This window comes from Aneurinibacillus terranovensis DSM 18919, assembly GCF_000430625.1.
GTDB classification, from domain to species: domain Bacteria; phylum Bacillota; class Bacilli; order Aneurinibacillales; family Aneurinibacillaceae; genus Aneurinibacillus_B; species Aneurinibacillus_B terranovensis.
Window position 1 is genome coordinate 14,631 of record NZ_KE387176.1, and the last position, 23,620, is coordinate 38,250.

The 23,620-nt window shown below is 44.4% G+C and carries 28 protein-coding genes, 1 pseudogene and 1 riboswitch; of the genes and pseudogenes, 21 read left to right on the top strand and 8 right to left on the bottom strand.

Annotated elements, in window-relative coordinates:
- The first annotated feature begins 5 nt into the window (after positions 1–5).
- Positions 6–1,319, top strand: a complete 1,314-nt coding sequence (locus H525_RS0119885; protein WP_027417633.1) for an ABC transporter ATP-binding protein — start codon at positions 6–8, stop codon at positions 1,317–1,319.
- A 35-nt stretch (positions 1,320–1,354) separates the two neighbouring features.
- Here the strand turns inward: H525_RS0119885 and H525_RS29760 are convergent, their stop codons facing one another.
- Positions 1,355–1,687: a hypothetical protein gene (locus H525_RS29760; RefSeq protein ID WP_425387760.1), complete on the bottom strand. Its 333-nt coding sequence runs from the start codon at positions 1,685–1,687 to the stop codon at positions 1,355–1,357.
- Between the two features lie 226 nt (positions 1,688–1,913).
- Here H525_RS29760 and H525_RS24915 point away from each other — a divergent pair, with 226 nt between their 5' ends.
- The 4 genes from H525_RS24915 (at position 1,914) to H525_RS29765 (ending at position 5,379) form a co-directional block, all read left to right on the top strand.
- Positions 1,914–3,290: a copper amine oxidase N-terminal domain-containing protein gene (locus tag H525_RS24915; RefSeq protein ID WP_051331184.1), complete on the top strand. Its 1,377-nt coding sequence runs from the start codon at positions 1,914–1,916 to the stop codon at positions 3,288–3,290.
- A gap of 207 nt (positions 3,291–3,497) precedes the next feature.
- On the top strand, positions 3,498–4,244 hold the full coding sequence (locus H525_RS0119900; protein WP_027417635.1) for a YdcF family protein: 747 nt from the start codon (positions 3,498–3,500) through the stop codon (positions 4,242–4,244).
- Between the two features lie 102 nt (positions 4,245–4,346).
- Positions 4,347–5,057 (top strand): copper amine oxidase N-terminal domain-containing protein, encoded by a 711-nt coding sequence (locus H525_RS0119905; protein WP_162142521.1) that lies wholly within the window; start codon positions 4,347–4,349, stop codon positions 5,055–5,057.
- Between the two features lie 184 nt (positions 5,058–5,241).
- A complete protein-coding gene (locus tag H525_RS29765) occupies positions 5,242–5,379 on the top strand; it encodes a hypothetical protein (RefSeq protein WP_155837467.1) in 138 nt (45 codons plus the stop codon).
- Positions 5,380–5,594: 215 nt separating this feature from the next.
- Here the strand turns inward: H525_RS29765 and H525_RS0119910 are convergent, their stop codons facing one another.
- Complete coding sequence (locus H525_RS0119910; RefSeq protein ID WP_027417637.1) at positions 5,595–6,074, bottom strand: GNAT family N-acetyltransferase; 480 nt, start codon at positions 6,072–6,074, stop codon at positions 5,595–5,597.
- A 470-nt stretch (positions 6,075–6,544) separates the two neighbouring features.
- Between H525_RS0119910 and H525_RS0119920 the strand changes: the two genes are divergently transcribed.
- The gene (locus H525_RS0119920) at positions 6,545–7,087 is read left to right on the top strand and encodes a hypothetical protein (protein WP_027417639.1); all 543 of its coding nucleotides are present in this window, start codon (positions 6,545–6,547) and stop codon (positions 7,085–7,087) included.
- Positions 7,088–7,096: 9 nt separating this feature from the next.
- Here the strand turns inward: H525_RS0119920 and H525_RS0119925 are convergent, their stop codons facing one another.
- Both H525_RS0119925 and H525_RS0119930 read right to left on the bottom strand, forming a co-directional pair.
- Positions 7,097–7,348 (bottom strand): hypothetical protein, encoded by a 252-nt coding sequence (locus tag H525_RS0119925; RefSeq protein WP_027417640.1) that lies wholly within the window; start codon positions 7,346–7,348, stop codon positions 7,097–7,099.
- Positions 7,349–7,547: 199 nt separating this feature from the next.
- Entirely contained in the window at positions 7,548–8,120 is a 573-nt protein-coding gene (locus H525_RS0119930; protein WP_027417641.1) for a beta-class carbonic anhydrase, read from the bottom strand.
- A gap of 272 nt (positions 8,121–8,392) precedes the next feature.
- On the opposite strand from H525_RS0119930, the gene H525_RS0119935 reads away from it, so the two are divergent.
- From H525_RS0119935 to cbpB, 9 genes are all read left to right on the top strand, one after another.
- Complete coding sequence (locus tag H525_RS0119935) at positions 8,393–9,187, top strand: ClpP family protease (RefSeq protein ID WP_027417642.1); 795 nt, start codon at positions 8,393–8,395, stop codon at positions 9,185–9,187.
- Positions 9,184–9,411, top strand: a complete 228-nt coding sequence (locus tag H525_RS0119940) for a YlzJ-like family protein (RefSeq protein ID WP_027417643.1) — start codon at positions 9,184–9,186, stop codon at positions 9,409–9,411. Before H525_RS0119935 ends, H525_RS0119940 begins: the two co-directional genes overlap by 4 nt.
- A gap of 92 nt (positions 9,412–9,503) precedes the next feature.
- Positions 9,504–9,851: a phage protein Gp36 family protein gene (locus H525_RS0119945; RefSeq protein ID WP_027417644.1), complete on the top strand. Its 348-nt coding sequence runs from the start codon at positions 9,504–9,506 to the stop codon at positions 9,849–9,851.
- A 34-nt stretch (positions 9,852–9,885) separates the two neighbouring features.
- Positions 9,886–10,215: a DUF4383 domain-containing protein gene (locus H525_RS0119950; protein ID WP_027417645.1), complete on the top strand. Its 330-nt coding sequence runs from the start codon at positions 9,886–9,888 to the stop codon at positions 10,213–10,215.
- Positions 10,216–10,353: 138 nt separating this feature from the next.
- Entirely contained in the window at positions 10,354–10,689 is a 336-nt protein-coding gene (locus tag H525_RS0119955) for a L,D-transpeptidase (RefSeq protein WP_027417646.1), read from the top strand.
- Between the two features lie 263 nt (positions 10,690–10,952).
- The gene (locus H525_RS29100) at positions 10,953–13,511 is read left to right on the top strand and encodes an FtsK/SpoIIIE family DNA translocase (RefSeq protein WP_425387763.1); all 2,559 of its coding nucleotides are present in this window, start codon (positions 10,953–10,955) and stop codon (positions 13,509–13,511) included.
- Positions 13,512–13,657: 146 nt separating this feature from the next.
- Positions 13,658–14,710, top strand: coding sequence for a BMP family lipoprotein (locus H525_RS0119965; RefSeq protein ID WP_035102140.1), 1,053 nt, complete (start codon positions 13,658–13,660; stop codon positions 14,708–14,710).
- A gap of 267 nt (positions 14,711–14,977) precedes the next feature.
- Entirely contained in the window at positions 14,978–15,457 is a 480-nt protein-coding gene (gene mscL / locus H525_RS0119970; RefSeq protein ID WP_027417649.1) for a large conductance mechanosensitive channel protein MscL, read from the top strand.
- 71 nt (positions 15,458–15,528) lie between these two features.
- Positions 15,529–15,963 carry a cyclic-di-AMP-binding protein CbpB gene (gene cbpB / locus H525_RS0119975; RefSeq protein ID WP_035102109.1) on the top strand — a complete coding sequence of 145 codons (435 nt, stop codon included), beginning with the start codon at positions 15,529–15,531 and terminating at the stop codon, positions 15,961–15,963.
- 586 nt (positions 15,964–16,549) lie between these two features.
- Here cbpB and H525_RS0119980 read toward each other — a convergent pair.
- Positions 16,550–17,140, bottom strand: coding sequence for an ECF transporter S component (locus H525_RS0119980; protein WP_027417651.1), 591 nt, complete (start codon positions 17,138–17,140; stop codon positions 16,550–16,552).
- 7 nt (positions 17,141–17,147) lie between these two features.
- Positions 17,148–17,290: riboswitch (FMN riboswitch) on the bottom strand.
- 199 nt (positions 17,291–17,489) lie between these two features.
- Here H525_RS0119980 and H525_RS26750 point away from each other — a divergent pair.
- From H525_RS26750 to H525_RS24925, 3 genes and pseudogenes are all read left to right on the top strand, one after another.
- Positions 17,490–17,989: pseudogene (locus tag H525_RS26750) on the top strand (DUF1572 family protein).
- Complete coding sequence (locus H525_RS0119990) at positions 17,889–18,350, top strand: YfmQ family protein (RefSeq protein ID WP_027417652.1); 462 nt, start codon at positions 17,889–17,891, stop codon at positions 18,348–18,350. Before H525_RS26750 ends, H525_RS0119990 begins: the two are co-directional and overlap by 101 nt.
- Positions 18,340–18,726 (top strand): DNA-3-methyladenine glycosylase family protein, encoded by a 387-nt coding sequence (locus tag H525_RS24925; RefSeq protein ID WP_051331185.1) that lies wholly within the window; start codon positions 18,340–18,342, stop codon positions 18,724–18,726. Before H525_RS0119990 ends, H525_RS24925 begins: the two co-directional genes overlap by 11 nt.
- Positions 18,727–18,733: 7 nt before the next feature.
- On the opposite strand, the gene dpaL is transcribed toward H525_RS24925, so the two are convergent.
- The 3 genes from dpaL to H525_RS0120010 all read right to left on the bottom strand — a co-directional run bounded on the left by dpaL (position 18,734) and on the right by H525_RS0120010 (position 21,131).
- Entirely contained in the window at positions 18,734–19,957 is a 1,224-nt protein-coding gene (gene dpaL / locus H525_RS0120000) for a diaminopropionate ammonia-lyase (RefSeq protein WP_027417653.1), read from the bottom strand.
- 122 nt (positions 19,958–20,079) lie between these two features.
- Positions 20,080–20,763: a CidB/LrgB family autolysis modulator gene (locus tag H525_RS0120005; protein WP_027417654.1), complete on the bottom strand. Its 684-nt coding sequence runs from the start codon at positions 20,761–20,763 to the stop codon at positions 20,080–20,082.
- On the bottom strand, positions 20,763–21,131 hold the full coding sequence (locus H525_RS0120010; protein ID WP_027417655.1) for a CidA/LrgA family protein: 369 nt from the start codon (positions 21,129–21,131) through the stop codon (positions 20,763–20,765). The genes H525_RS0120005 and H525_RS0120010 overlap by 1 nt, the downstream gene beginning before the upstream one ends.
- A gap of 111 nt (positions 21,132–21,242) precedes the next feature.
- On the opposite strand from H525_RS0120010, the gene cidR reads away from it, so the two are divergent.
- From cidR to H525_RS27650, 3 genes are all read left to right on the top strand, one after another.
- Positions 21,243–22,142, top strand: a complete 900-nt coding sequence (gene cidR / locus H525_RS0120015) for a cidABC operon transcriptional activator CidR (protein ID WP_027417656.1) — start codon at positions 21,243–21,245, stop codon at positions 22,140–22,142.
- A gap of 474 nt (positions 22,143–22,616) precedes the next feature.
- Positions 22,617–23,219, top strand: a complete 603-nt coding sequence (locus H525_RS24930) for an acetate uptake transporter (protein ID WP_035102115.1) — start codon at positions 22,617–22,619, stop codon at positions 23,217–23,219.
- Positions 23,220–23,419: 200 nt separating this feature from the next.
- Positions 23,420–23,587, top strand: a complete 168-nt coding sequence (locus H525_RS27650) for a hypothetical protein (protein WP_155837469.1) — start codon at positions 23,420–23,422, stop codon at positions 23,585–23,587.
- Positions 23,588–23,620 lie beyond the last annotated feature (33 nt).

A 23,620-nucleotide genomic window follows, 5' to 3' on the forward strand; every position in this document is an offset into this window, starting at 1 on the left:
ATTACATGAAAAACGTATTAATTGATCTGCAGCATGTTTCAAAGCTATATGATAAACCAAATTCCCAAAATATGACGGTACTTGAAGACATCCATCTCAAAATTCATGAGGGAGAATTTGTATCCATTCTAGGTCCTTCTGGTTCCGGTAAATCTACTCTTCTTCGCATCATCGCCGGATTAGTGCCACCTTCAAAAGGTGCTGTTCTATATGACGGAAAGCCATTTGAAGGAATTAATCCTGGATGCAGCATGGTATTTCAATCTTTTGCTTTATTTCCTTGGCTTACGGTGTCTGAAAATATAGAGCTTGGACTTGAAAATAAGAAAATGACTCTTGAAGAAAAGGAAAAAAAGGTTCAGGAAATTATCGACATGATTGGACTTAATGGGTTTGAAAATGCCTATCCGAAAGAATTATCGGGTGGAATGAAGCAGCGTGTAGGGATCGGGCGTGCGCTGGTTATGGAACCGGATATTCTGCTGATGGATGAACCTTTTTCAGCTTTAGACGTGTTAACAGCCGAAAACTTAAAGCGGGATATTTTGGATTTATGGTTGGAGAAAAAGATTCCCACAAAATCGATTGTGATTGTAACGCACAGCATTGAAGAAGCCGTTTATCTCTCTGATCGATCCATTGTATTATCAAGGGATCCTGCACGTGTGATTGCCGACATTATGAATCCATTGTCTCATCCACGTGAAAAAGAGTTGCCGGCCTTTTCTCAATTGGTGGACCGTATATACTCCATTTTAACAAAAAGAGACGTTCAGCAATCCGCTGAACTGGAACAGAAGCGGCGCCTTGACAAAATCCCAGCGGGCGTTCCTGCAGGGGCTTTAACGGGATTTATCGAGTTATTGGATGATGTAGGGGAGAAGACGGATTTGTATCGGCTTGCAGATTCTCTTCATCTTGATTTAGAAGAATTTTTGCCGTTGGTGGATGCTGCGCAGCTTCTTCGTTTTGCCAATATTCACGAAGGGGACATTGAACTAACAGAAATAGGAAAAATGTTCGCAGATGCGTCGGTTGGGGATCGCAAAGTGATCTTTAGAACACAGGCGGTTAGATATTTACCGATGATGAAAAAGATTATTTTTGTGTTGCAATCTAAAGCTAACTTGACGATGCCAAGAGAGTTTTTCCTTGAGATATTCAACCAGCATTTTGATCAAGAAGAGTCCAGTCACCAGCTTGATTACACGATTGATTGGGGACGTTATGCGGAATTGTTCGATTATGATGAAGATGCAAAACAGCTATATATGGATAAGGAGCATGACTTCATAAAGGGTAGGTTGCAAGGTCGATGACGCAAAAATCCACGGGGCTTGCCCCCGTGTGAGCGTCAACGATTAAAAAGATAACCTTGATAAACCAATTCCGAGAGCGCGCGAGCACCCGGGAAGTTTGAGTACCACTTGTAGAATTTACGAAGTTTGGAAATTGGAATCCACTCATTTCCGCGCGTTTTGTTGAGTCCCATTCGAATGGTCCCCATCGTCCAATAGGTACTCCAATTAATGATGGGAAAATACAAAACAATAAACCATAAAAAACTTCCTTTGATCCCCCCGATGTAAAAGCGAAGGAGGATGCATGGAAGCAGAATGATTAAAAATCGTATCAAGCCTTGTGGTTTAATCGGCTCGTCTAACATAAAATCACCTCGCAGTTTCATCGTATATAATAGTCCCCACTGCAAAAACACCTTATCAGCTCATTTTTATACGGTTATACAATGATTCCGCCAGGGTAAGAGCAATTTTTCCTGTAAGGAGGGGCACTTTTTGACACTAAGAAAGTATTGTTCTATCTTTCTAAAATCTAGTAATATAGAAAATGATAGGCTCTCGGAAAAAAGACACCTGGACAATTACACCATGAAAGGGAAGACGGGTTATATAATGAAACGATTACTTGTAAAAGGAGTATTGGCACTGACTGCATCAACAGTCTTCCTGCCGATAGTGCTGACACCAAAGGCTTATGCGTCGTCTGTTGCCGAAACGGCTTCCAGTCCACAGGAACTTGAAACACTCCTGCAGGCTCATTTTACTGACAGGGATTCGAATTTCACGGTTCATTACACAGGAGACGCGAATGTCATTGAACAAAAGGTCGATGATATTCAAAAAGATATTCAGGACAAAGACGCGTATTTAGGATTTTCATTAAAGGGATGGGAAGTAAGAATATCGGGCGTGGAAGGAGATGCAGAGCTTACTTTCACGGTAAACTATTGGGATACAAAAGCGCAGGAAGACTACGTAAACGAGAGAGTGCAGCAAATTCTGTCGCAAATTATTCATCCGGGAATGACAGACGATGAAAAAGAAAAGGCGATCCATGATTACATCGTATTGCATGTGGCGTACGATGAAACAGAAACGAAATATTCGCCTTATAATGCGCTTGCAGAAGGGACAACGGTTTGCCAGGGGTACAGCATGCTTGCTTATAAGATGCTGACAGAGGCAGGAATTCAAAATTATATGGTCGATGGCCAGGCTGATGGACAGAATCACGGGTGGAATCTGGTAAATATAGACGGCAAATGGTACCACCTGGATACGACATGGGATGATCCGGTACCGGATAGACCCGGTAAAGTAAGTTACAAATATTATAATCTCACGGATGACCAAATCAAACACCTCAACCATACATGGGTGAAAAATTTTCCTGCCGCTGTATCGTCGTATCAGGCGGATTTAGCAAACAAAATCAAAAACGACCCGGCGCATGCCGCGATTTATCGAGACCTGGGAATATCGTTAGGATATGATGAGAATTCCCTTCCCATTTCTTCTATACCGCCCATCCCGACTTCGCATTCTACCCCCGCTGCACTTTCCGCGCCTGCACAGAGTTCGATTTCTTTGCCAGCTAATTCTGTCATCTTTAAACCGGGAAGTACGACATACTGGCAGAATGGGAAGCAGGTTCAGATGGATATCGCCCCGTTTATTAAAGATGACAGGGTGTACGTTCCTGTACGTTTTATCGCGCAAAGCCTGGGGATTTCTTCAGGGGATATCCAATGGGATGAGAAGTCAAATACAGTGATTATTTTCTCAGGTTCACGCGTGATCCAGATGAAGGTGGGAGATAAAAAATTAACTGTAAACGGTGCGGAAGTTTCCATCCCTGTCCCTATCCTTCGCAATAAAAACGATACCAACAACCGCGTGATGCTGCCTTATCGATTTATTGCCACGGCGCTTGGCGCCAAGGTAGACTGGGATCCCGCGGCGCAGGAAATTACGGTGCAGCTTCCATAGAATAAACGGCAAAGAATAGAGCTAACAACGAGCATGTAGAATCCAACAACCAGCATATACACACCTCCTGTTACTAAGAAATCAGCAAAGGAGGTGTCTGCGTTTATAAGGGAACCAGGCTATGGTTCATGGGTAATCTTGGATATTTCATTATATGCGGGAGATGGACGGGCTATGACAGTTGGGAGCAAAAGGAGGAGATGAAGGATGATGTATGTAGTCAAATTTTTATATAGTTTTCTTTTGCCTCCAGGAATTTTTATCGTTTTCCTGCTTATACTGGGAGGATGGTTATTCCGGCGTGACAGGAAGGCCGCTTGTTTGTCGCTGCTGTTCGCGATTGTGATGTATGTTTTTTCAACGCCGTACGTGGGCGATATGTTTATCCAATCGTTGGAGAAACGTTACCATCCACCTGCGGCAATGGACGGCGATGTGCTGGTGATGCTTGGCGGAGGAGCGACAGCCGATACACCGGACGCAGATGGGACGGGGCAGCTATCCGGTTCCGGAGCCAATCGACTGCTTACCACGGTCAGGCTTTTTAAACAAACGGGACTGCCGATTATTTTATCGGGAGGGCAAGTGTACAGCGATTCGGGGAGTGAAGCGCTCATCGCGAAGAGGCAGTTAATCACGATGGGGGTACCAGAGGCAAAAATTCTCACCGACAACAAGAGTTTAAATACAGCAGAAAATGCCCGGTACACGAAACTTCTTTTGCAAAAATACCATTTTACAAGGGCGGTTTTGATTACGTCCGCTTTTCACATGGAACGCGCCGTCCGCAATTTCGCAAAAGATGGAATTCGTGTCATTCCGTATCCTACAGATTATAAAAGCGATATACATCCCGGAGTGTACACCAATCGGTTTGCACCTTCTTCTGATGCGCTGTCCAAGGTGGCTATCGCAGTAAAAGAATATATCGGAATGACAGCTTTATCTTTTTGAAGAAAATTTTACTTCAATTGTTTAAACGCCCCCCACAATTTTATGAAGGAAAGTCGAAGTATATGACAGCAAAGTAAATAAAAAAGAGAAGGAGCAATGAAAATGAACAAAAAAATTGTTGCAGCTTTACTTTCGGCATCGTTAGTTTTGGGAGCTACGCCTGTATTTGCGCACTCCGAAAAAGAACAAGAGAAAGAACATAAGAATGATAGTACATACGTTTTTGCCAAAGTAAAAGTAAACAAAGACCATGGCTTGGAAAATGCGCTTAAGCATGTTAAGAATGAAAAGGCAAGACAAGCGATTCTGCGAAATATTATGAAGCAGCAGGGGGAGGTTACTACTACCGATGATGACATTCAGGTTACCCCTCCGACAACAACAACCGATGATTCAATTCAGGTTATATCGCCTGTGACAACGGGTGATACGATCAATGTGAATCCGGTTTCGGTGAATATTAGTATCAACATTACGATTAACGGCAGCAAGCTTGCATTAGATCAGGCGCCGGTCATCACCGGTGGAAGAACAGAAGTTCCTATGCGCAGTATTTTTGAAGCGCTGGGAGCGAAAATCGATTGGGATGCGAAAACCAACACGGTAGTCGCCGTGAAAGGGAATAAGGTGGTTGCTTTTAAAGTAGGGTCCGATATAGCCACTGTAAATGGAAAAAAAGTGAAGCTCGAACAAAAATCACGTATCCTCAACAAGCGAACAATGGTACCGCTTCGTTTTGTAAGTGAATCGCTTGGTGCAAGAGTTGATTGGAACGGAGCTACGCGTACCATCGGCATTTTCACGCAAAAGTAATTTTCTCAAAATAGCCGTATCTGTTTGCAGAGAAATTCCATACCTTGCTTCCAAAAGGAGAACCGGTTGGGATTTTCCTTCCCAATTCAATCGGCCACGCGGTTACGTTGTTTGCCCTCTTCAAATTAGGCGCCACGCCGGCTGTTTTCAATTTTTCGATGGGCGTTCAAACGTAGGCATAATTTTGACTCACCGCAACCTTTACGCCAATGTTGAGCAGGCAAAGAGTGTGATTGATTTAACTTCAAAAGATAAAATTATGAACGCAATGCCTATCTTTAACGCTGCAGGATTGAATCCATTGATGGGATTGAATCCCTAGCTGGGAACATTCCGTTCAACATTTATAAACGAGCCGGTGACGAATTTGCAGAGAAGCCAACGCAGTTAACCAGATAAAAACGGGCACAGACGCAAGAAAAACTCGCGAGGTATATTTTGTACTCTCGCGAGTTTTTCTGTCAGTACGTGCGATAAAGATGAAGAAAGTGAAGGGAATGTGCATGACATGGTACTTATTTTGTACCGCGTTTTTTCTTAAAAGTTGGATTTGTATAACATACCGGACGGGCGGACAATCGCCATCATGTTCTGTGGGTTTTCAATAGGGCTGAATCCATATTGCGCATATAATCCGTGCGCGTCGTTTGTGGCGAGCATAAACCGGCGCAGGTTCTGGAGTTCAGGGTGTCCGACAATAATGCTCATTAACCATTTTGACAGCCCCATCCCTCGATAATTCGGTAAAATAAATACATCGGCCAGATAGGCAAACGTCGCCAAATCGGAAATCACCCGGGCGAATCCAATCTGAGCAGCCTGTCCACCTGCCGGATTCCCTTCATAAACACCAAAGCATAAAGCGGAATTGCGTATGGACTTGTCCAGTATATTTCGCGGCACCCCGGCTGCCCAGTATGATTCTCCACTCAAAAAAGAGTGTAGTACATCTAAATCAAGATACGTTTTATCCGTTGAAATCGTAAACGCATTTTTTGTCCAGCATGCTGGCATCATTAAATCCCTTCCTTCTGTATTTAATTTTACCCAATGAGAAGGTGAAATAGCGGAAATAATGTAAATAGACCCATCACTATAAGAGTAATATTCATTACCTTAAACCAAAAATTCCATTTAGTAGGGCTGATGTGAGGTTCCTCGGTGAACGAAGTCCTAATTTCTTTGCTGATTTCATGTAACTTCTTAGCGGTATCTACAAATTTGTCATTGAATTTACTGGTGTTGAAAAACAGCCAAATCCCTGATAGCAAAGTTGTCAGGAAAAAAACAGCAAAAACAATATATCACCCATCTTATCAGATCCTTTTTACCTAATTTTCAAACAGACTACCTTTCAATCATGTAAAAAAGAGGAAGGGGATAAAATGCAAATAGATACGGGCCCTATAGTTGTGAACTCGCAACTCGGTCATAGTACAATATAATAAACTATAATTACACTAAAAGGACTGGCGGGGTGCTGTATTATGAACGGTCAACGCAAGGCGAAAGAAGGCAGCCGGATCATTGACTTCAAAAAGAAGAGAAGGGAAAAGCGAAGGAAGAGCCAGGCATGGCTGCGATGTATCCAGGTGGTGCTGATTGCCACCTCGCTCCTGTTTATATATAAAGGCGCTTTACTTCTCTTACATGTGAATGTTTCTTACCTGCAGAATTCACACATTTCGTCCCAAAAATTAAGTTCGGTAGAGAATCCGGAGGCGAGATCGTTCGCCGAAAAGTTTGTCGCGGATTGGCTGGGGCCTTCCGCGGAGTATACGGTGATTCAACCCCGGCTTAAACCGTCGCTGAACGCTAACAGGCTGAAAGACTACCGGTTCAAAAAAATCAGCAGGATAAACGTAACGCAAGTCTATAGCAAAAGCCAGTTTAAAGGAGTGGTTGACCTTACCGTCACCGGTGAGTTGGCAAACGGACCGGGCACACTGCACATTGGGCTTCCTCTCGAATATCTGCCGGAGAAAAACAAATTCCAGATTTATGACTACCCGGTAGTCATAAAACAATAGGCCCATCCGTTATTTTTGCGGGTGGCCTGCTTTTTGGTTTGTGACAGCATTTCCACCCATTTTATTGCTGCTCATCTGTATACCCTGCTGCGTTTTTACAGCGCCAAGGACAAAGAGGGCGAAAAATGCCGAACAAAGGACAATAGCGATTGCCCCGTTTTTAAGGCTGCCTTTTTTCCTAAAACTCAAAACCGAAAGAATGGTAAATCCCCCGAACACAAGAGCACAGAATAGCCCGATAAGGCCAATAACCCCCCACATAACTACCCCTCCCGTTTATCAAACGTTATATTTCGGGTATGTAATACCGTCTTAATAACTATATGAATCGTTTTGCATATAGTTTAATAGTATCATTAAAAAAATGGGAAAAGAATATGTAAATGTAGAAAAAGGGTAAAAAAAATCCTCTCCCCTCATAAGAATAATAAAAATCCCGGAGGGGAGAAGGCCAAGTACGTTATACGCGATTAGCGGAATAACCGTTGACCACAAGGTCCAGTTGCCCTGTTTTAGGGTCAATCACTAGGCCATGAATCGGCGTATTTGGTGGAAGAAGAGGGTGGGACTTTATTTTTGCTACGCTGTCTGCCACGCTTTCTTCCACACAGCTAAAACCTTTTAACCATTCGGTTAAATCAATGCCGGCATGCACCAGCGTGTCAATTTTTTCTTGGGATATCCCCTGTTCTCTGGCCTTTTCCAGTATAGATTCTGAACTGAGCCCGGTCATGCCGCAATCACGGTGGCCAATGACATACACCTCTTCGGCACTCAATTCGTAAAGTGCCACCAGTATGCTGCGCATAATACTACCAAAAGGGTGGGAAACGATTGCCCCGGCATTTTTAACAATTTTCGCATCTCCAGTCCGGAGGTTCATCGCTCGTTCAAGAAGCCCGATAAGGCGGGTATCCATACAGGTAAGAATCACCATCTTTTTGTCCGGAAATTTGGTAGCGTTAAATTCCTCATACGATTTATTTTCAACAAAAGAGCGGTTATAGGCCAGAATATCAGATAGGCCGTTCACAGGCATTCCCTCCTTCCATTACGAATCGAAATTCGCTGCTATATTTATATCATAAATGAAGTGAAAAAATTAAGGAAGCTTACAAAGCAAATAAACATTGTACTGGTCAGTTCACCGGCTTTGCCAATTCCGTCTGCGTTGGATAAAAAAGTTATGCATATCATATATAAGGTAATTCATGCATTGTTTTTCTCCATCGAATCCATACTATGGGTAGTTAGGAAGGAGGAGGAAGAATATTGTCAGATAAGCACCAGTTTTTTCAGCAGAGCATGGACCCGCAGAAGCCGGTTATGCCAGAACAGGCGCCGATGGCTCCGGGACAACCGCCTGCTGCGCCGGCACAACCTGAAATTATGCCTGAAGGTATGCCTATGCCTCCACGTAAAGCAGTTACCGAAATGATCCAGCAGTTTGGGCAGACGAATGTCCCGACGATGTCTGAGAACAATATTTTTTGTTTACCCATCATTGGACAGATTGAAGGACATCTGCAGCTGCCGCCTCAGAACAAAACAACGAAATATGAACATATCATTCCCCAACTGGTAGCTGCCGAACAGAATCAAAATATTGAAGGCGTACTCATTATCCTCAATACAGTTGGCGGCGATGTGGAGGCTGGCCTTGCGATAGCCGAGATGATCGCCTCGCTGTCGAAGCCTTCTGTAGCACTTGTGCTGGGCGGAGGGCATTCGATTGGTGTACCGATAGCGGTCTCTGCTGACTACAGTTTCATCGCCGAAACAGCCACGATGACGATACATCCGGTGCGTCTGACCGGGCTTGTAATCGGGGTGGCGGAAAGCTTCGAATACTTAGAAAAAATGCAGGATCGCGTAGTGAAATTCGTTACGCAGCATTCGAAAATAAGCGAACCGGATTTTAGGCAATTAATGCTGAAGGTTGGTGAATTAACGCGCGATGTCGGGACAAATGTAGTCGGTACGAAAGCTGTTGAATACGGGCTCATTGATGAAGTGGGCGGGCTTGGCCAGGCTCTTCGCGAATTGAACAAGCGAATTGAAACGAACAGGTCAAAAGATACCGAGCAGGTGGTTCAATGATTATTTATTCGGCGATGCCGCTTGAACTTATTTTTCAAAATGAGGACAGTCATGCGTACGATTGCCAGGAAATTCAGGTAGGCGCCGTAACAATGGTCGTACAGGCAACAGGAGTGAATGAGGCAAAGATTGTGAGATTGATCAGCCCCAATCCGCAGGATTACTTGAATCCCTCGTATGCTCCGGGGCAGAAGATTTATTTTCGGCCGAACTTGGATCGGTAATTAAAAAAGTGCTGTAAAACCGTGGTTTTCCACTATTTACGTACCATCTGTTACGTAGTTATTTGACCACATTTTGACCACATGGAGTCTACTTGGGTTGTTTTGAACGACTTTTCAGCGCGTTATCAAAGTTTTTAGCTAGTGTATGCCAGAAAAAAAGCGAAAGGGCCGTTCCTGAAGAGGACGGTTTTTCTTTTAAGAAAAATTGGATGTCGGACGAGGTTTCATTTTTTGAACTCTATATTAGAAAGGCGGTTGTTTTCATAGATAGCCGCCTTTCTTGTCGTTATATGACCCCGATTCCAGAACCGGTACCCGCCATTGTTACGAATCTATGCGCTGATTTAGCGGCAAGCTTTATCTTTGACCAACATATGACGGCGACCGCTGCGAAGTTTTTTTGTTTGCAAAAGTGGGCAATTTCCACACAATATTCATAATATGAAGCAAGTAGGTCAGAGAGGGGTGAAAATAATGCCTAAGAAATTTATGAGTGTTGTAGGGGTTTTGCTGCTTCTCGTTGGAATCATGGGAGTTTTCGTGCCTTTTACCGGAGTTCTTGACTTAACTTTTACTCACACGATCGTTTATTTAGTTACAGGCCTGTTGGCGCTCGCTGTTAGCGGCAATACGAAGAACAGCATCACATTAGCGAAAGTAATAGGAATCGTGTATACGCTTTTAGGAATCGCCGGGTTGTTTACTCAGCATGCGCTTGGTATGATGTTGATGCCTTTGGATACGGTACTAAACTTTATTCTCGGGATCGCAGCCCTTGTTGTGAGTTTCAAAAGCAAATGGTAAGAGCCGGTATATCCTTGGATAGAAGTAATCAGCAAAAGGGTGCTCTTTTTTCCGCAAATGTAAAACTTTCATTTCTGCGTGGTAAATAGCCAAAGCCAAATTTGTTCCGGGATGAAATTGAGCGGGGAGAGGTGAACAATGAGGCGTTCTATTGATGTGTCGCTAAAAAAGCGAAAATTATATCTGCTTGAGGATGGCCATGTTATTCGAGTATATCCAATTGGAATAGGAAAAATACTAACCGAAACGCCAACGGGTGTATATACCATCATAAATAAAGCGCCAAATCCGGGGGGACCGTTTGGTGCGATGTGGATGGGATTGAACCGTCCACATTATGGGATTCATGGAACAAATGCACCATGGTCCATTGGAAAAAGAGTCTCGAAAGGCTGTATACGAATGTATAATCATGATGTGTTGGAATTATCGCAGCTTGTACCTATTGGAACTACTGTCATTATTAAATCATAACTAGTTTTTCTACTAAAAAACCCTGCATTTTTTCGCACGAATACAAATACATATCCAGCAATGACCATCTGAATGTTCTTATGGTATAATATTCATTACGAACGGTACGATTAGTCAAGCAGCCTAGAGTTCGGCTGCTTTTTTTACATATAAGAAAGTAAATTGTCTTACACGCATACGTGCAACTAAGTCTGTCGCCTGCGCCTTTGGCGTGGCGCTAGCCAAGTTTTTCTTTAAATTTTTGACATCGGGAGTGAGAGGCAGTGGCTCAAACAAAGAAAGTGAAAAAAGGAACTGGCAAGCCGCAAAAAAACATGCGGGAAACACTGCGTTATGAGCTTTATGGTTTGGTAGTCATTGCCATATCTCTGCTTGTGCTGTTAACATTTTCGAATGCAAGCTGGTTTGGAAGATACTTTTCCTGGGTGTTCCGTATTGCTGCCGGTTCCTGGGATTTTGTTATTCCTTTGTTTGGAATTGGGATAGGGCTGTATTTAATGGTACAGAGAAAATGGCCGAACGTTCTTTCCGCAAGGTGGGTTGGCGCGGGGCTGCTTTTTTTCTCGATTCTGGTATGGGACCATCGGTTGCTGTTTGAACAGCTTACCGCAAGTGGAAAATTCGAGTCGCGTTCCGTTATATCGGTTACATGGGAGCAAATGCTGAGAGAAAAACTGCAGGTGATGAAGGGGAAACCCTCGACTACCGACGTGGGCGGCGGGATGATCGGCGCGATTGGCTACGCCTTATTCTTCAATCTGGTTGGAAGTGCCGGCACAATGTTGATTATTGTCTTTATGACTCTGATTGGCCTTATGCTTGCCTTTCAAATATCTTATGTCCGAATTCTTGCTTCAATTAAAGCTTTGTTCAGCAGGTTTGGAAATCGCGCGTCCGAAGCCGTACAAGATGCTCTCGTATTAATGAGTGAGAGAAGGGAAGAACGGCTTCACGCCCGGGAAGAGGCGATAGAAAATGAAAGAGGCGATGAAATAGAAGAAGGGGAAGAAACGGGAGGCAGTACAGAGGCGCCGGCCGAAGGAGACAGTGAAGGTCAAGGAGGAGGTTTACTGCGTCGCTTCACTAGAAAGAGACAGGCCCGGTCCACGGTGCAGGGAGAACAAATCCATGCACAGGAACAAGGGGCGACAAGCGGAGAATTGCCATCCCCTGCATTTTTTCCAATCAATGAGTCAGAACAACCAACAGACCTTGTTATCGATGATTTTGCGAGCAACGTATACAGTGAACCTGAAGCCGTATTTCCGAATATGGAGGTAAGACCGGATGAATCCCGCATTAGGGTTACACTGCAGCAACGAAGAACGCCTGAACTTAAAGAGCCACCTGCTGCCCCTGTGGTAGAAGGGGTAATTTCCGACGTGGCCCTTTTTGCAGGGGAACAGGAAGACGCGCATTATCTGCTGCCGACGTTTACGTTAATGGACCGTCCGAAACCAAACCGGTTATCGGCTTCCAACAAAAGTGCCCAGAACAATGCCAATAAGCTGGAAGCAACGCTTGAAAGTTTCGGTGTTCAGGCCAGGGTGCTCCGCGTGCAGCGCGGGCCGACCGTTACCCGCTATGAAATTCAGCCGGCTGTTGGGGTTAAAGTAAGCCGAATTGTAAATTTAACAGATGATATTGCATTAGCCCTTGCCGCACGTGGTATTCGTATAGAAGCACCTATCCCGGGCAAGTCCGCCATTGGGATTGAAGTGCCTAACGATGAAATATCCCTTGTGACGCTGCGCGAAGTGCTTGAAAGTGAAGAATACCAGCATTCGGATAACCGCCTTAGCATCGCTTTGGGTCGGGACATTTCCGGACAACCTATCATCGGCAATCTGGAGAAAATGCCGCATTTGCTGGTCGCCGGTGCAACCGGGAGCGGAAAATCCGTTTGTATTAATGGCATTATTATGAGCATACTATTTAAAGCAAGACCGAGTGAAGTCAAGCTCATGATGATAGACCCCAAAATGGTAGAACTTAATATTTATAACGGCATTCCGCATTTATTGTCTCCAGTCGTCACCGACCCACGCCGGGCTTCGCTCGCGTTAAAAAAAGTTGTGCAGGAGATGGAGCGACGCTATGAACTGTTTGCCAAGGCGGGTACAAGAGATCTGGAGCGGTACAATCAGCTCGTGACAGGGCAGGGCGGGGTTCCGCTGCCGCTTATCGTTGTCATTGTCGATGAGCTGGCTGATTTGATGATGGTGGCGCCGGGTGATGTGGAAGATGCAATCTGCCGGCTCGCCCAGATGGCCCGTGCCGCTGGAATTCACCTGATTATCGCTACGCAGCGCCCATCAGTCGACGTGATTACCGGGGTAATTAAGGCTAATATCCCCTCGCGGATTGCGTTTGGGGTTTCGTCGATGGCTGATTCCCGCACCATTCTCGATATGGGCGGCGCCGAAAAGCTTCTGGGCCGGGGGGACATGCTGTATCTGCCGGTTGGAGCTTCGAAGCCGACTCGAATACAAGGGGCGTTTATCAGCGATCATGAGGTGGAAAAAGTGGTTGCATACGTGAAAGATCAGTTAGAGGCGTGCTATCAGTCGGACATGATTCCAGAGGAAGAGACATCTGCCGCTAATCATGAGCCGGAGGACGAATTATATAACCAGGCGGTTCAGCTTGTCCGTGAGGCGCAAACCGCTTCCGTTTCACTCATCCAGCGCCGGCTGCGCGTCGGTTATGCCCGTGCGGCACGGCTGATCGATATGATGGAAGCCCGTGGGATAGTCGGTCCATATGAGGGAAGTAAACCGCGGGAAGTGCTTGTGCCAAGAACCGACACGCAAATTTCTTAAAAGACAGAAAATGGAATAACACCTTACCAGTTATGGAAATTCATATTAAGATTTTTGTGCTTATGGTGGAACCGGTTACATACTAAGATTGATTCCTAGTATAGGGGGTAAATTACGTGGTAAAAACAAAGCGCGTTATTATATCTATGCTGGCATTAGTGCTGGTTATGGCAGCCATGCTTACAGGTTGCGGTGGGAATACATCAGGTGGCACATCCAGCGGTGGAAATCAGGCCGGCGGAAACCAGGGTGGCTTCCATGCTTCCATGGTTACGGATACAGGTGGTGTGGATGATAACTCGTTCAACCAGTCCGCATGGGAGGGTTTGAAAAAGGCACAATCTGATTTAGGGATTAAAGTGGATTACCTGCAAAGTAAAGCGACAACAGATTATGCGTCGAACCTTAACCAATTTGTACATGCGAAGTCCGACCTCATCTGGGGTATTGGTTATAAAATGGACCGGGATATGAAGCAGATCGCTCAGGCTAACCCCAATACGAAATTCGGTCTGGTTGACTCAGCGTGGGACAAAGTCCCGAAAAATGTGGTGTGCGTGACTTTTAAAGAAGAAGAAGGATCTTTCTTAATGGGTGTTATCGCCGCCAAAATGACAAAAACGAAAAAAGTCGGATTCCTTGGCGGAGCGGAATTTCCGCTCATTAAAAAATTCGAATATGGTTTTAGAGCTGGCATTGCTACTGTCGACCCTTCGATCAAAGTCATTTCCAACTACGCAGGAACGTTTGACACGCCTGATAAAGGTAAGACTTTTGCCAACACTATGTACGGCCAGGGCGTTGATATTATTTTCCACGCATCTGGCAAAACGGGAGACGGACTCTTTACTGAGGCGAAAGAGCAGCGCAAAGCCGGGAAAAAGGTTTGGGTAATCGGGGTAGACAAAGACCAGGCCTTCATGGGCCCGGATGTAACCTTATCTTCGATGGTAAAACAAGTAGGCGTTGCGGTATATGACATAACGAAGGAAACAAAAGATGGCAAATTCCCCGGCGGGCAGGTTAGAACGTTTGGGCTGAAAGAAGGCGGGGTTAGACCTGCGCCGACAACTAAAAATAATGTACCGGCTGATGTATTGAAATTAGTTGATGATTACAAGCAGAAAATTATTAAAGGTGATATTAAAGTACCTAGCACGCCGGAACAATTCAAGGCGGCATTCCCTAATCAAGGCTAGTTTTATACTAGCCTTCTTTTCTGTCCGTAAGCATGTACCATCAATCGTGCAGTCAATTAAAGGGGAGAAAATGATGGAATACAGAAGTGGTTAGGATTATTATTGCACTCATTATATTATTTGTGGTTGCTAACGGCATTGCTCGCGGCTTGCTCGGCTTCTTTACACGCCGGAAGAAGGAGGGGGCATAAGCATGCTTGATATTTTACCATCCTGATTAACAACATGTTTTGTGGTAAATATCGGAGCTGGAGGGCATGATGACGTATGAAGTTTATAGATGATTTTAAGAAATTTATAAGTAAAGGAAATGTTGTAAACCTTGCCGTAGGAGTTGCTATGGGTGCAGCCTTTAATAATATTGTCACCTCCCTGGTCAATGATATTATCATGCCGCCGCTCGGGAAAGTATTATCCGGGGTGGATTTCTCGGAACTGTTCATCAATCTGTCTTCTCATAAGTATGCAACGCTTGCCGACGCTAAAAAAGCCGGGGTTGCGACCATCAACTACGGGTTGTTTTTAAACAATGTTTTGCGTTTTTTAATTATTGCGCTCACCCTTTTTTTTATTGTACGGGCTTACACACGACTCGTTGAATTAGCCGAGTTTAGGGATAAGGCGGCAAAGGAAGCAAAAAACCCGGATAAAAAAGAATGTCCGTTCTGTCTGTCTGATGTGCTTTTCAATGCGTCCCGCTGTCCGGCCTGCACTTCATTTTTTGAGACAGGCGAATCGAAAAAATGATCCTACATGTACGCCCGGCTGAATGATAAAATATAAGAAAACTTTTATAGATAAAGGGATGCGATTAACTTATGATCAATGAAGAAAAAGAGAGCATACTCGACAATGAAATTAGCGAGCTTATAATCCCGGCTCATAAGGTAGCGATCGTTCAGATAGGGAATTCTTTGGAGCATGCACTGCTTGTCCTTATTAAATCAGGATACTCCGCCATACCGGTTCTTGACCATGATTACAAACTGCGGGGATTAATCAGCACTACGATCATTATGGACAGTATTCTTGGCCTTGAGAAAATCGAATACGAGAAACTGGGAGAACACAAAGTAGAAGAAATTATGATGACAAAGGTAGCCCGTATCAACGAGAACGGCATTTTTTTCCGTGCGCTTGAACTTTCCATCAACCATCCTTTTTTGTGCGTAGAAAATGAAGAAGGCGTGTTTGTCGGCCTACTGACCCGCAAATCGATTCTCGCCGTTATTCACCGTCATTTAAAAAACTAATGCACGGGGGCGTCCCAAAACATCTGGGTGGGTGCGAATGGAATGGTTCGTTTTATTTTTTGTGGGGTCTTTCCTTGCAAGGAAGCGTAAACTGTCCGTGTTAGAACAAAAAGGGAAACCCTGTCCGAAACACCTGGGCAGCTCGAAGAGGGAGACAGTCGGACAGGAAAGACGTCTCCCTTTTTGTTCTAACACTGGGTAACGGAAAGAAAACAAAAAATAAGAAACGAACCATTCCATTGCACACTTCCTCCAATATTTCGTGCCACGCGCTCCTATGTGGCGGGGAAACCGACGATATGCATTTCCCATTGAGCGTAATCTAACGACACACACCCTTTATCTCTTTCCGCTCCGATACAGCCTGGCAGAAAAAAGCAGAAATAAACGGATTTCGATCCATTTCGAACGTTTCTGTTTCTTACCCAATCCTCGTTTAAACTTGATCTCGTCAACTCTCTTTGTAGTCTCGCTTCTTAAATAAAAACGCTCTATTCCAATGCCGCCACCATTTGGAGTTTACGTTTGGATACACTCAATGTCGCGCGAAGAAATACTTCATTTTTATGGTTGTGACAATTGAACGTTATTGGTTTTGCACCACAGGCCGAAGACGATTATAGATCGGGTAAGCAATAAACGCTTCAATAATGCCTTTGATAATGTTAAAAGGAAAAACCGCATAAAACACAAGCGTCCAAAGGCTGCTGATCCCGGGATTTACCCCATGGGACCATGCCACAATATCGCCGACCGACTTGCCCATCATGTAAGCAAAGGCCGGGATAAAAATATAGTAATTGGCAATGGTCATCACAACGGCCATCGCGAACGTCCCTGCGGTAAGGCCAACCCAAAAATGACTTTTCTTCGTGGATCTGCGGATAAAATAAACCGAACATACGACAAAGGTGCTGCCGGCGATAAAATTCGAGAACTCGCCAACTCCCATGCCACCGCGGTTAAACAGCAAAAAGTGCAGCAGATTTTTAACCAATTCAACGATAACACCCGCCAGGGGACCGAATAGAATCGCACCAAGCAGAGCGGGGATTTCACTAATACCGATTTGTAAAAACGATGGAAACATTGGCAGTGGAATTTCCACGAACATCAATAAAAAACCAATCGAAGACAGCAAAGAGAGCAAAGCTGTCTTTCTAACTTTACCTTTCATTTACATATTCCCCCTTCTCCCATCCAGACTATACTGTCGGTCCCGGAATTGCACCGGGTCCACCGCATGCTGACATGCGGGTCACGGACTGAGGATGACGCATCATCCATCACCGCCGGTCGGGAATTTCACCCTGCCCCGAAGGTTTTTGTTAATTATTTCACAACCATATTAAAAATAATGCCATGAAAATCAAACAAGGTCAATACATTGTTTATAATTAGGGAAGGTATGTATGTAATATTTATGGCGTTTGGGACTTGTTTCCGATTACAATTGTAGGGGAAAGAAATAAGAAGAAATCAGGGGTACTTACTTCATCAAATCGGGGAAGAAAGAGGGGAGCCATATGAACTTTGCTATCGAGTTTTTGACAAGTACAATCGAAAAATTTAAAGATGTAAAAGAGTTAGGGGAGAAGACGATTGCCCAGCTTAACGATGAGGAAATAAACTGGACACGGGTGAGGAATTAAATAGTACAGCGATCATCATCAAGCATCTGAGCGGAAACATGATTTCAAGATGGACTGATTTTTTGACAACCGATAGGGAAAAGCCGGATCGCAACAGGGACGATGAGTTTATGTCAGGGCTTATCACCAAAAAAGAATTATTGGAATTTTGGGAAACTGGCGGGCACACCCTGTTTACGGCCCTGAGTGTTCCGAAAGGAAAATCGTTGGAGTACCTGGAACAAAAAAACTGGAACAAAAACGAAACCAGCATCAGTAAAGGGGGAGGCGTAGGTGTTCTGGAACATTTCGTACTGGGAGTGGATTGGATATATTATTGGAGTAATCGGAATCATCGTGGTGAGTCTTCCAAACGGAATTTTAAAAAAGTTTGAGAAATACTTTTCGAGTGACCATCTCCATAAAAAAATCACATGGGAAGAAGTGGATACCATCGTGATTGCCCAACAGGAAGCAGCGGATGAAAGCAAACGAACACAGCTGGTTGGCTGGTTTAATCAAGCAGGCCTTGTTGAGGAGGTAAAGATACCTGGTCAACAGGAGAAGGAAGCATTGATACAAATCGACTTAACAAACGGAGAAAAAATTAGGATGTCCCCATATAAAAATGATTTTTTGGTCGTGCGAAGCGGGGAAAGCCATATGGCTCCTGTTATCTATTGGGCTAAACAAGGGGACATATCCCGGCTAATGGCCGAACTACAACGAGAAGGTGAGGTATCTTATGAAACCTGAAGTCTTTCAAAAAGGAACGGAACACTTGAAGAAAGCGGACCCGTTGTTAGCTGCTTTAATTAAGGAATATGGAAATGGCCGTTTGCAACTGGATAAAATCGCCGGGTTACCGAATGAGTCGATTCTTAAAGAGCTTATACAGGTGAAAGGCATCGGCAGCTGGACGGCCGAGATGTTCCTGCTATTCGCCCTTGGGAGAACGGACGTCTTTCCGTTAGACGACCTGGGAATAAAAAGGGCAATACAAATCCAGTACGGTATGGAAGACCTGCCATCCAAAGCAGAGATGGAACAAATCGGCGCTGCATGGGCACCGTACGAGTCTATAGTTTGTCTTTATCTGTGGCAAAGCCTTAACAACAAGCCTTCTGTTTAAATAATCTTTATTCGATCCCGGGAACAGGATAAGCACCGTCCCATACAATTCTTCTGTAGTTTTCCGGGTCAGTGTCTCCCTCCGTATTAAAAACGAGGATACGTGAATGTTCGTCAAGCTGCAGGCGTTCACGCGCTTCCTGTAAAATTTCTTCTTTCATCAGGAAGCTGATAAGGCCGGTCGTTACCGCTCCCGACTCTCCGGAAATAACCCGGGGATCATCCCCCAGCGGATTGCCAAGCATGCGCATCCCTTTGGCGGATACATAATCGGGGCAGGAAATAAACATATCACTGTAATCCCGCATAATGCCCCACGATATAGGATTGGGTTCACCGCAGGCCAACCCTGCCATAATCGTATCCATGCTCCCGGTGACATGTCTTGTTTTTCCGTCTTCTGCCATCGAAGATAAGTAGTGGCAGTCCGCCTTGTTCGGTTCTACAATCGCCGTAATCGGCCGCTTTTCGTTAAATAAAGACGCAAAAAGTCCCTGGACTGCACCGGCGATCGAACCGACACCAACCTGGATGAACACGTGCGTCGGCATGTCTGCCCCAACTTCTTGCATTTGCTCCAGCGCTTCAGCTACCATGGTCAGATAACCTTGCATAATCCAAGTGGGGATATCGGTATATCCTTCCCATGAAGTATCCTGAACAAGAACCCAACCGTTTTCCCGGGCGGTTTGTTTTACGTAGCGGACGGTATTATCGTAATTCAGGTCTGTAATAGAAGCCCGCGCGCCGGTAGCTTTTATGTTATCGAGCCTGATTTGGGCGGAATCCTTTGGCATGTAGACAACGGCCTGCTGCCTGAGCTGCTGGGCGGCCCATGCAACGCCTCGTCCATGGTTGCCGTCCGTCGCCGTCGCAAAGGTAATGTCGCCTATCTGTTGTTTAACATCAGGCGAGCGAAGCATTTCAAACGACACGTCCTGCATATTCATAGTAAGCTGCTGCGCTAAATAACGGCCGATGGCATACGAACCTCCAAGCGCTTTAAAGGAGTTGAGCCCAAAGCGGTAAGATTCATCTTTTACATAAATCCCAGAAACGCCCATATGTTTTGCCAGGTGGTTTAAAACACGAAGGGGCGTAGGGCGGTAGAGATCGAATCCCTGATGAAAGTTTCGTACCTTCTCTGCCACCTCTTTTGTAAAAAATGCAACGGAAGCTTTTTCTCCTTCTTTTCTGGCTGTGCTGTTTACCTTCCATTTAAAAGTTTCCATGTCAACCTCCTCGCTAACGTTCTATCCATTACTTTAACTAGTTCTACATGCGAATCGAATTTCCTACATGGTTTTCCCGGATATAAAATGAAAGCCATTAGGCGAAAAGTGGTAAGGCTTTTTTAATTAACCAAAAAAGGTGCTGCCAGCGGTGCGATAAATAACGTTACAATGCTCGCAATAATCATCGCCAGGCTGGCGATGGCGCCTTCAATTGACCCCAATTCCAAAGCTTTCGATGTTCCGGCTCCATGAGCGCCCATACCAAGCAGAACACCTCTGGCAATGCTGTTTCGTATTTGCAGAAAACGGATCACGAACGGGCCGATGACCATACCGCATATTCCGGTAAGAATAACAAAAACGGCTGTCATCGTTGGAATTCCGCCGAGTGTTTGCGAGACGTTCATTGCAATCGGTGTTGTAATCGAACGGGGAAGGATACTGTCCACCATTTGCGGATTTAAATGAACGAAACCGGCTAATACAACCGAGGAAAGGATGGCTATACAGGAACCGAATACAACACTTATGAGAATTTCTACCGCATGCCTTTTTAACAGTTGGAAATATTTGTATAGAGGAATAGCAAAAGCTACGGTTGCCGGTTGAAGCATGGCCGTCAACCATTTAGCTCCGGAATTATACGTTCCGTAAGAAATGTGGCTGACGGATAAAAAAAGGATAAGCAGGAGTGGAGTGACGAGAAGTGGGGAGAGAACTACGATATTTTTAAAACGGTATAATTTTTTTGCCGCCCAATAGGCGAGGACGGTCAAAACCAAGCATAGAATCCCGGACAAAATCATAAATTTCTTTCCCTCCTCCGGCTGATGAATTCGGCTGACAGCCCTGTGCACGCCATCACTGTCAGTGTACCGATGACGATAACAAGCATAAAACGAGAGCCGTCCAGCATGATGACACTCTTGTATTGAACAATTCCAACGGCAGACGGAACGAAAAATAATAACAATTCGGCAAGCAACCAGTTCGCGCCTGTTTCAAGCCAGTCTAAGCGGATAACCTTAAAATACAGAAGAAAGAAAACAAGAATCACTCCTATAATACTTCCCGATATTTTTAGATGAAGGATATTTGCAATATAATTTCCTGCGAAAGAAAATATAATCAGTAAGCAAATCTGCCAGATCGCAGTAGCTATTTTTTTCATCACGTTCACTCCTCTCTGTAGAAAAGTGTACATTATCTATTATCATAGGTAAAATACATCTATGGAATACTTTTCATTCCTTTTATCTATGACCTGTAGGAGGTCTCTATAATGGATATACGACACTTAAACTACTTTGTGGAGGTGGCCCGGCACAAAAGTTTTACCAAAGCTGCACAGAGCCTGCACATCACGCAGCCCACCATCAGCAAAATGGTGAAAAATATTGAAGAGGAACTTGGCGTCACGCTGTTTGAACGAACGGCTAAACAGGTTGAATTGACCGATGCGGGTCAGATTATTTTCAATCAAGCACAGCAAATTGTCAAATCGTTTGAGAATCTGTCCGCGGAATTAACAGACATAATGCACATAAAGAAGGGGAAAATCCGCATGGGCCTGCCTCCGATGATAGGGGCGCATTTTTTTCCTAAAGTACTCGGCCAATTCCATGCACAGTACCCGCAGATAGCCATGGAGTTAATTGAGGATGGAGCGAAAAAGGTAGAACAGGCCGTCGAAAACGGAAGTTTGGATATTGGCGTGGTTGTGCTTCCTTTAAAAGAAAGTGTGTTTCACTCCTTTACTTTTGTACGGGAACATTTGATGCTGCTCGTTCACCCTACCCACCCATTTGCTGTAAAGTCAGCAGTACGGCTCGCTGAACTGGAGAAAGAGCGGTTCATTTTCTTTCGCGAAGATTTTGCCCTGCACGATCGAATACTTGAAGAATGCATCCGGGCTGGTTTTCACCCCCGCGTGATGTACCGGAGTTCACAGTGGGATTTTATTAGCGAAATGGTTGCTGCCAACCTTGGGATAGCCCTTCTCCCTCAAACGATTTGCAGGGATTTGGACGCCGCGAGAATCACGGTCATTCCACTGATACAACCGGCCATCCCGTGGCACCTGGCCATGGTTTGGCGTAAGGATAAATATCTTTCCTTCGCAGCCAGAGAGTGGCTTCGTTTTACCCAATCCTTGCTGCAGCAGGGAATGAATAGATTGTAGAAAATTACATCATTTACCTCTAAAAAATTACGAATAAACCTGATATAGTATGAAGTAAGGAGCCCTATCATAGGGAGATTGGTTGAGAGTCAGCGAGTTTGTCTATCGTTGGCTTTTTTTGTACCCAATTAGCGTAAATTTTGCGGTCTTCCCAGGAACCGTTAATCTTTAAATAATTTTTTAGTTCCAAACCTCTAATATAAACTTGTTTACTATGGAGCTTTATCCCAGCCTTTTTCTACACGGATTATTTTACTATCTTAACAATATAATAAATATCTTTACGAAAAGAAAACATCAAATAAATAAGCACAATAAAAAAATTATCTGATATTTTATATAATTCTGATTGAAATTTGGATAAGGTTCCTGTTATAATACAAGAGTAAAGACCGATTGGGCCCAAACGGAAATTACACTAGTTAATGGGGATGAAAGAAAAAAATGGGGAGTTAGAAGAAAGGGGAGAATAGAATGAGTGAACAGAAAATTACCATTGCGGATCCCGGTCCATTAGGGTTGGCAGCATTCGCGCTTACAACATTCGTTTTAAGCTGTATTAACGCACACCTTGTGCCCGCTACGATAGCAGGTACATTTCTAACTTTAGGATTATTCTATGGTGGACTGGCTCAGGTTTTGGCCGGGATGTGGGAATTACGGAACGGAAACACTTTTGCTGGAACCGCTTTCACTTCTTACGGGGCATTCTGGATTGCGCTAGCTTCCATGGTGTACCTTGAATTAAACGGTATATTGAAATTTGGTACAGACGGCAACATTGCTACGGGTCTTTTCTTAGTTGCCTGGACCATTTTTACATTCTATATGTGGCTCGGAACATTCCAGTTAACCCGCATATTAAATATCGTGTTCGGCTGCTTGCTTATTACGTTTATTTTGTTAGATTTAGCTGAATTTAAATTTATCCCAAGCACTTTTGGAGGAATTTTCGGCTTAATAACCGCTTTCTTTGCCTGGTATGGTTCAGCAGCAGGAATTTTAAATCCTTTATATGGCCGCGAAGTTCTACCTGTCGGCGCACCTAAACCGAAATCATATCAAAAAAGCGCATAAAACGCGCATAAAAGAACCGCAAAAAAACCCTTCTAGATATATAGAAGGGTTTTTACCATATTTATCGGGAAAAGCGAGTTTAATTCGAGCATAACCAAAGCACAGGCGAATCTCGATTTGAGTAAGAATGTATGAAATACCAAGATGATCAATACCCTATAAGTATTGTTTTATATTATTAACACTTCGAGGGGATCGCTATGAAAGGGAAAATTATTAACCTGGAATGGTACCGGAAACAAAAGGCGAGAAGGCTGGGCAGAATGATTATTGCTTCCATGTTAATTTATACCTGCATCCTTCTCGGAATCAAAATAGGGGTTGAATATTCGACTAAACAAAAGGCGGCCCAGACAGAGCTGCGTTAGAAGTGCAAGTTCTCTGTCTGGGCCGCTCTCTCC

Excerpts from the sequence above, each read along its gene's own strand:
- H525_RS0119905 (WP_162142521.1), top strand. The coding sequence starts at position 4,347 with ATGAACAAAAAAATTGTTGCAGCTTTACTTTCGGCATCGTTAGTTTTG.
- H525_RS0120010 (WP_027417655.1), bottom strand. The coding sequence starts at position 21,131 with ATGAAAAAAATAGCTACTGCGATCTGGCAGATTTGCTTACTGATTATA.
- H525_RS0119965 (WP_035102140.1), top strand. The coding sequence starts at position 13,658 with ATGCTGGCATTAGTGCTGGTTATGGCAGCCATGCTTACAGGTTGCGGT.
- H525_RS24915 (WP_051331184.1), top strand. The coding sequence starts at position 1,914 with ATGAAACGATTACTTGTAAAAGGAGTATTGGCACTGACTGCATCAACA.
- mscL (WP_027417649.1), top strand. The coding sequence starts at position 14,978 with ATGAAGTTTATAGATGATTTTAAGAAATTTATAAGTAAAGGAAATGTT.
- H525_RS0119920 (WP_027417639.1), top strand. The coding sequence starts at position 6,545 with ATGAACGGTCAACGCAAGGCGAAAGAAGGCAGCCGGATCATTGACTTC.
- H525_RS0119910 (WP_027417637.1), bottom strand. The coding sequence starts at position 6,074 with ATGATGCCAGCATGCTGGACAAAAAATGCGTTTACGATTTCAACGGAT.
- H525_RS0119940 (WP_027417643.1), top strand. The coding sequence starts at position 9,184 with ATGATTATTTATTCGGCGATGCCGCTTGAACTTATTTTTCAAAATGAG.
- H525_RS0119980 (WP_027417651.1), bottom strand. The coding sequence starts at position 17,140 with ATGAAAGGTAAAGTTAGAAAGACAGCTTTGCTCTCTTTGCTGTCTTCG.
- H525_RS24930 (WP_035102115.1), top strand. The coding sequence starts at position 22,617 with ATGAGTGAACAGAAAATTACCATTGCGGATCCCGGTCCATTAGGGTTG.
- H525_RS0119925 (WP_027417640.1), bottom strand. The coding sequence starts at position 7,348 with ATGTGGGGGGTTATTGGCCTTATCGGGCTATTCTGTGCTCTTGTGTTC.
- H525_RS24925 (WP_051331185.1), top strand. The coding sequence starts at position 18,340 with ATGAAACCTGAAGTCTTTCAAAAAGGAACGGAACACTTGAAGAAAGCG.
- dpaL (WP_027417653.1), bottom strand. The coding sequence starts at position 19,957 with ATGGAAACTTTTAAATGGAAGGTAAACAGCACAGCCAGAAAAGAAGGA.
- cbpB (WP_035102109.1), top strand. The coding sequence starts at position 15,529 with ATGATCAATGAAGAAAAAGAGAGCATACTCGACAATGAAATTAGCGAG.
- H525_RS0119935 (WP_027417642.1), top strand. The coding sequence starts at position 8,393 with ATGGACCCGCAGAAGCCGGTTATGCCAGAACAGGCGCCGATGGCTCCG.
- H525_RS0119900 (WP_027417635.1), top strand. The coding sequence starts at position 3,498 with ATGATGTATGTAGTCAAATTTTTATATAGTTTTCTTTTGCCTCCAGGA.
- H525_RS0119950 (WP_027417645.1), top strand. The coding sequence starts at position 9,886 with ATGCCTAAGAAATTTATGAGTGTTGTAGGGGTTTTGCTGCTTCTCGTT.
- H525_RS27650 (WP_155837469.1), top strand. The coding sequence starts at position 23,420 with ATGAAAGGGAAAATTATTAACCTGGAATGGTACCGGAAACAAAAGGCG.
- H525_RS0119955 (WP_027417646.1), top strand. The coding sequence starts at position 10,354 with ATGAGGCGTTCTATTGATGTGTCGCTAAAAAAGCGAAAATTATATCTG.
- H525_RS0119885 (WP_027417633.1), top strand. The coding sequence starts at position 6 with ATGAAAAACGTATTAATTGATCTGCAGCATGTTTCAAAGCTATATGAT.
- cidR (WP_027417656.1), top strand. The coding sequence starts at position 21,243 with ATGGATATACGACACTTAAACTACTTTGTGGAGGTGGCCCGGCACAAA.
- H525_RS29760 (WP_425387760.1), bottom strand. The coding sequence starts at position 1,687 with ATGAAACTGCGAGGTGATTTTATGTTAGACGAGCCGATTAAACCACAA.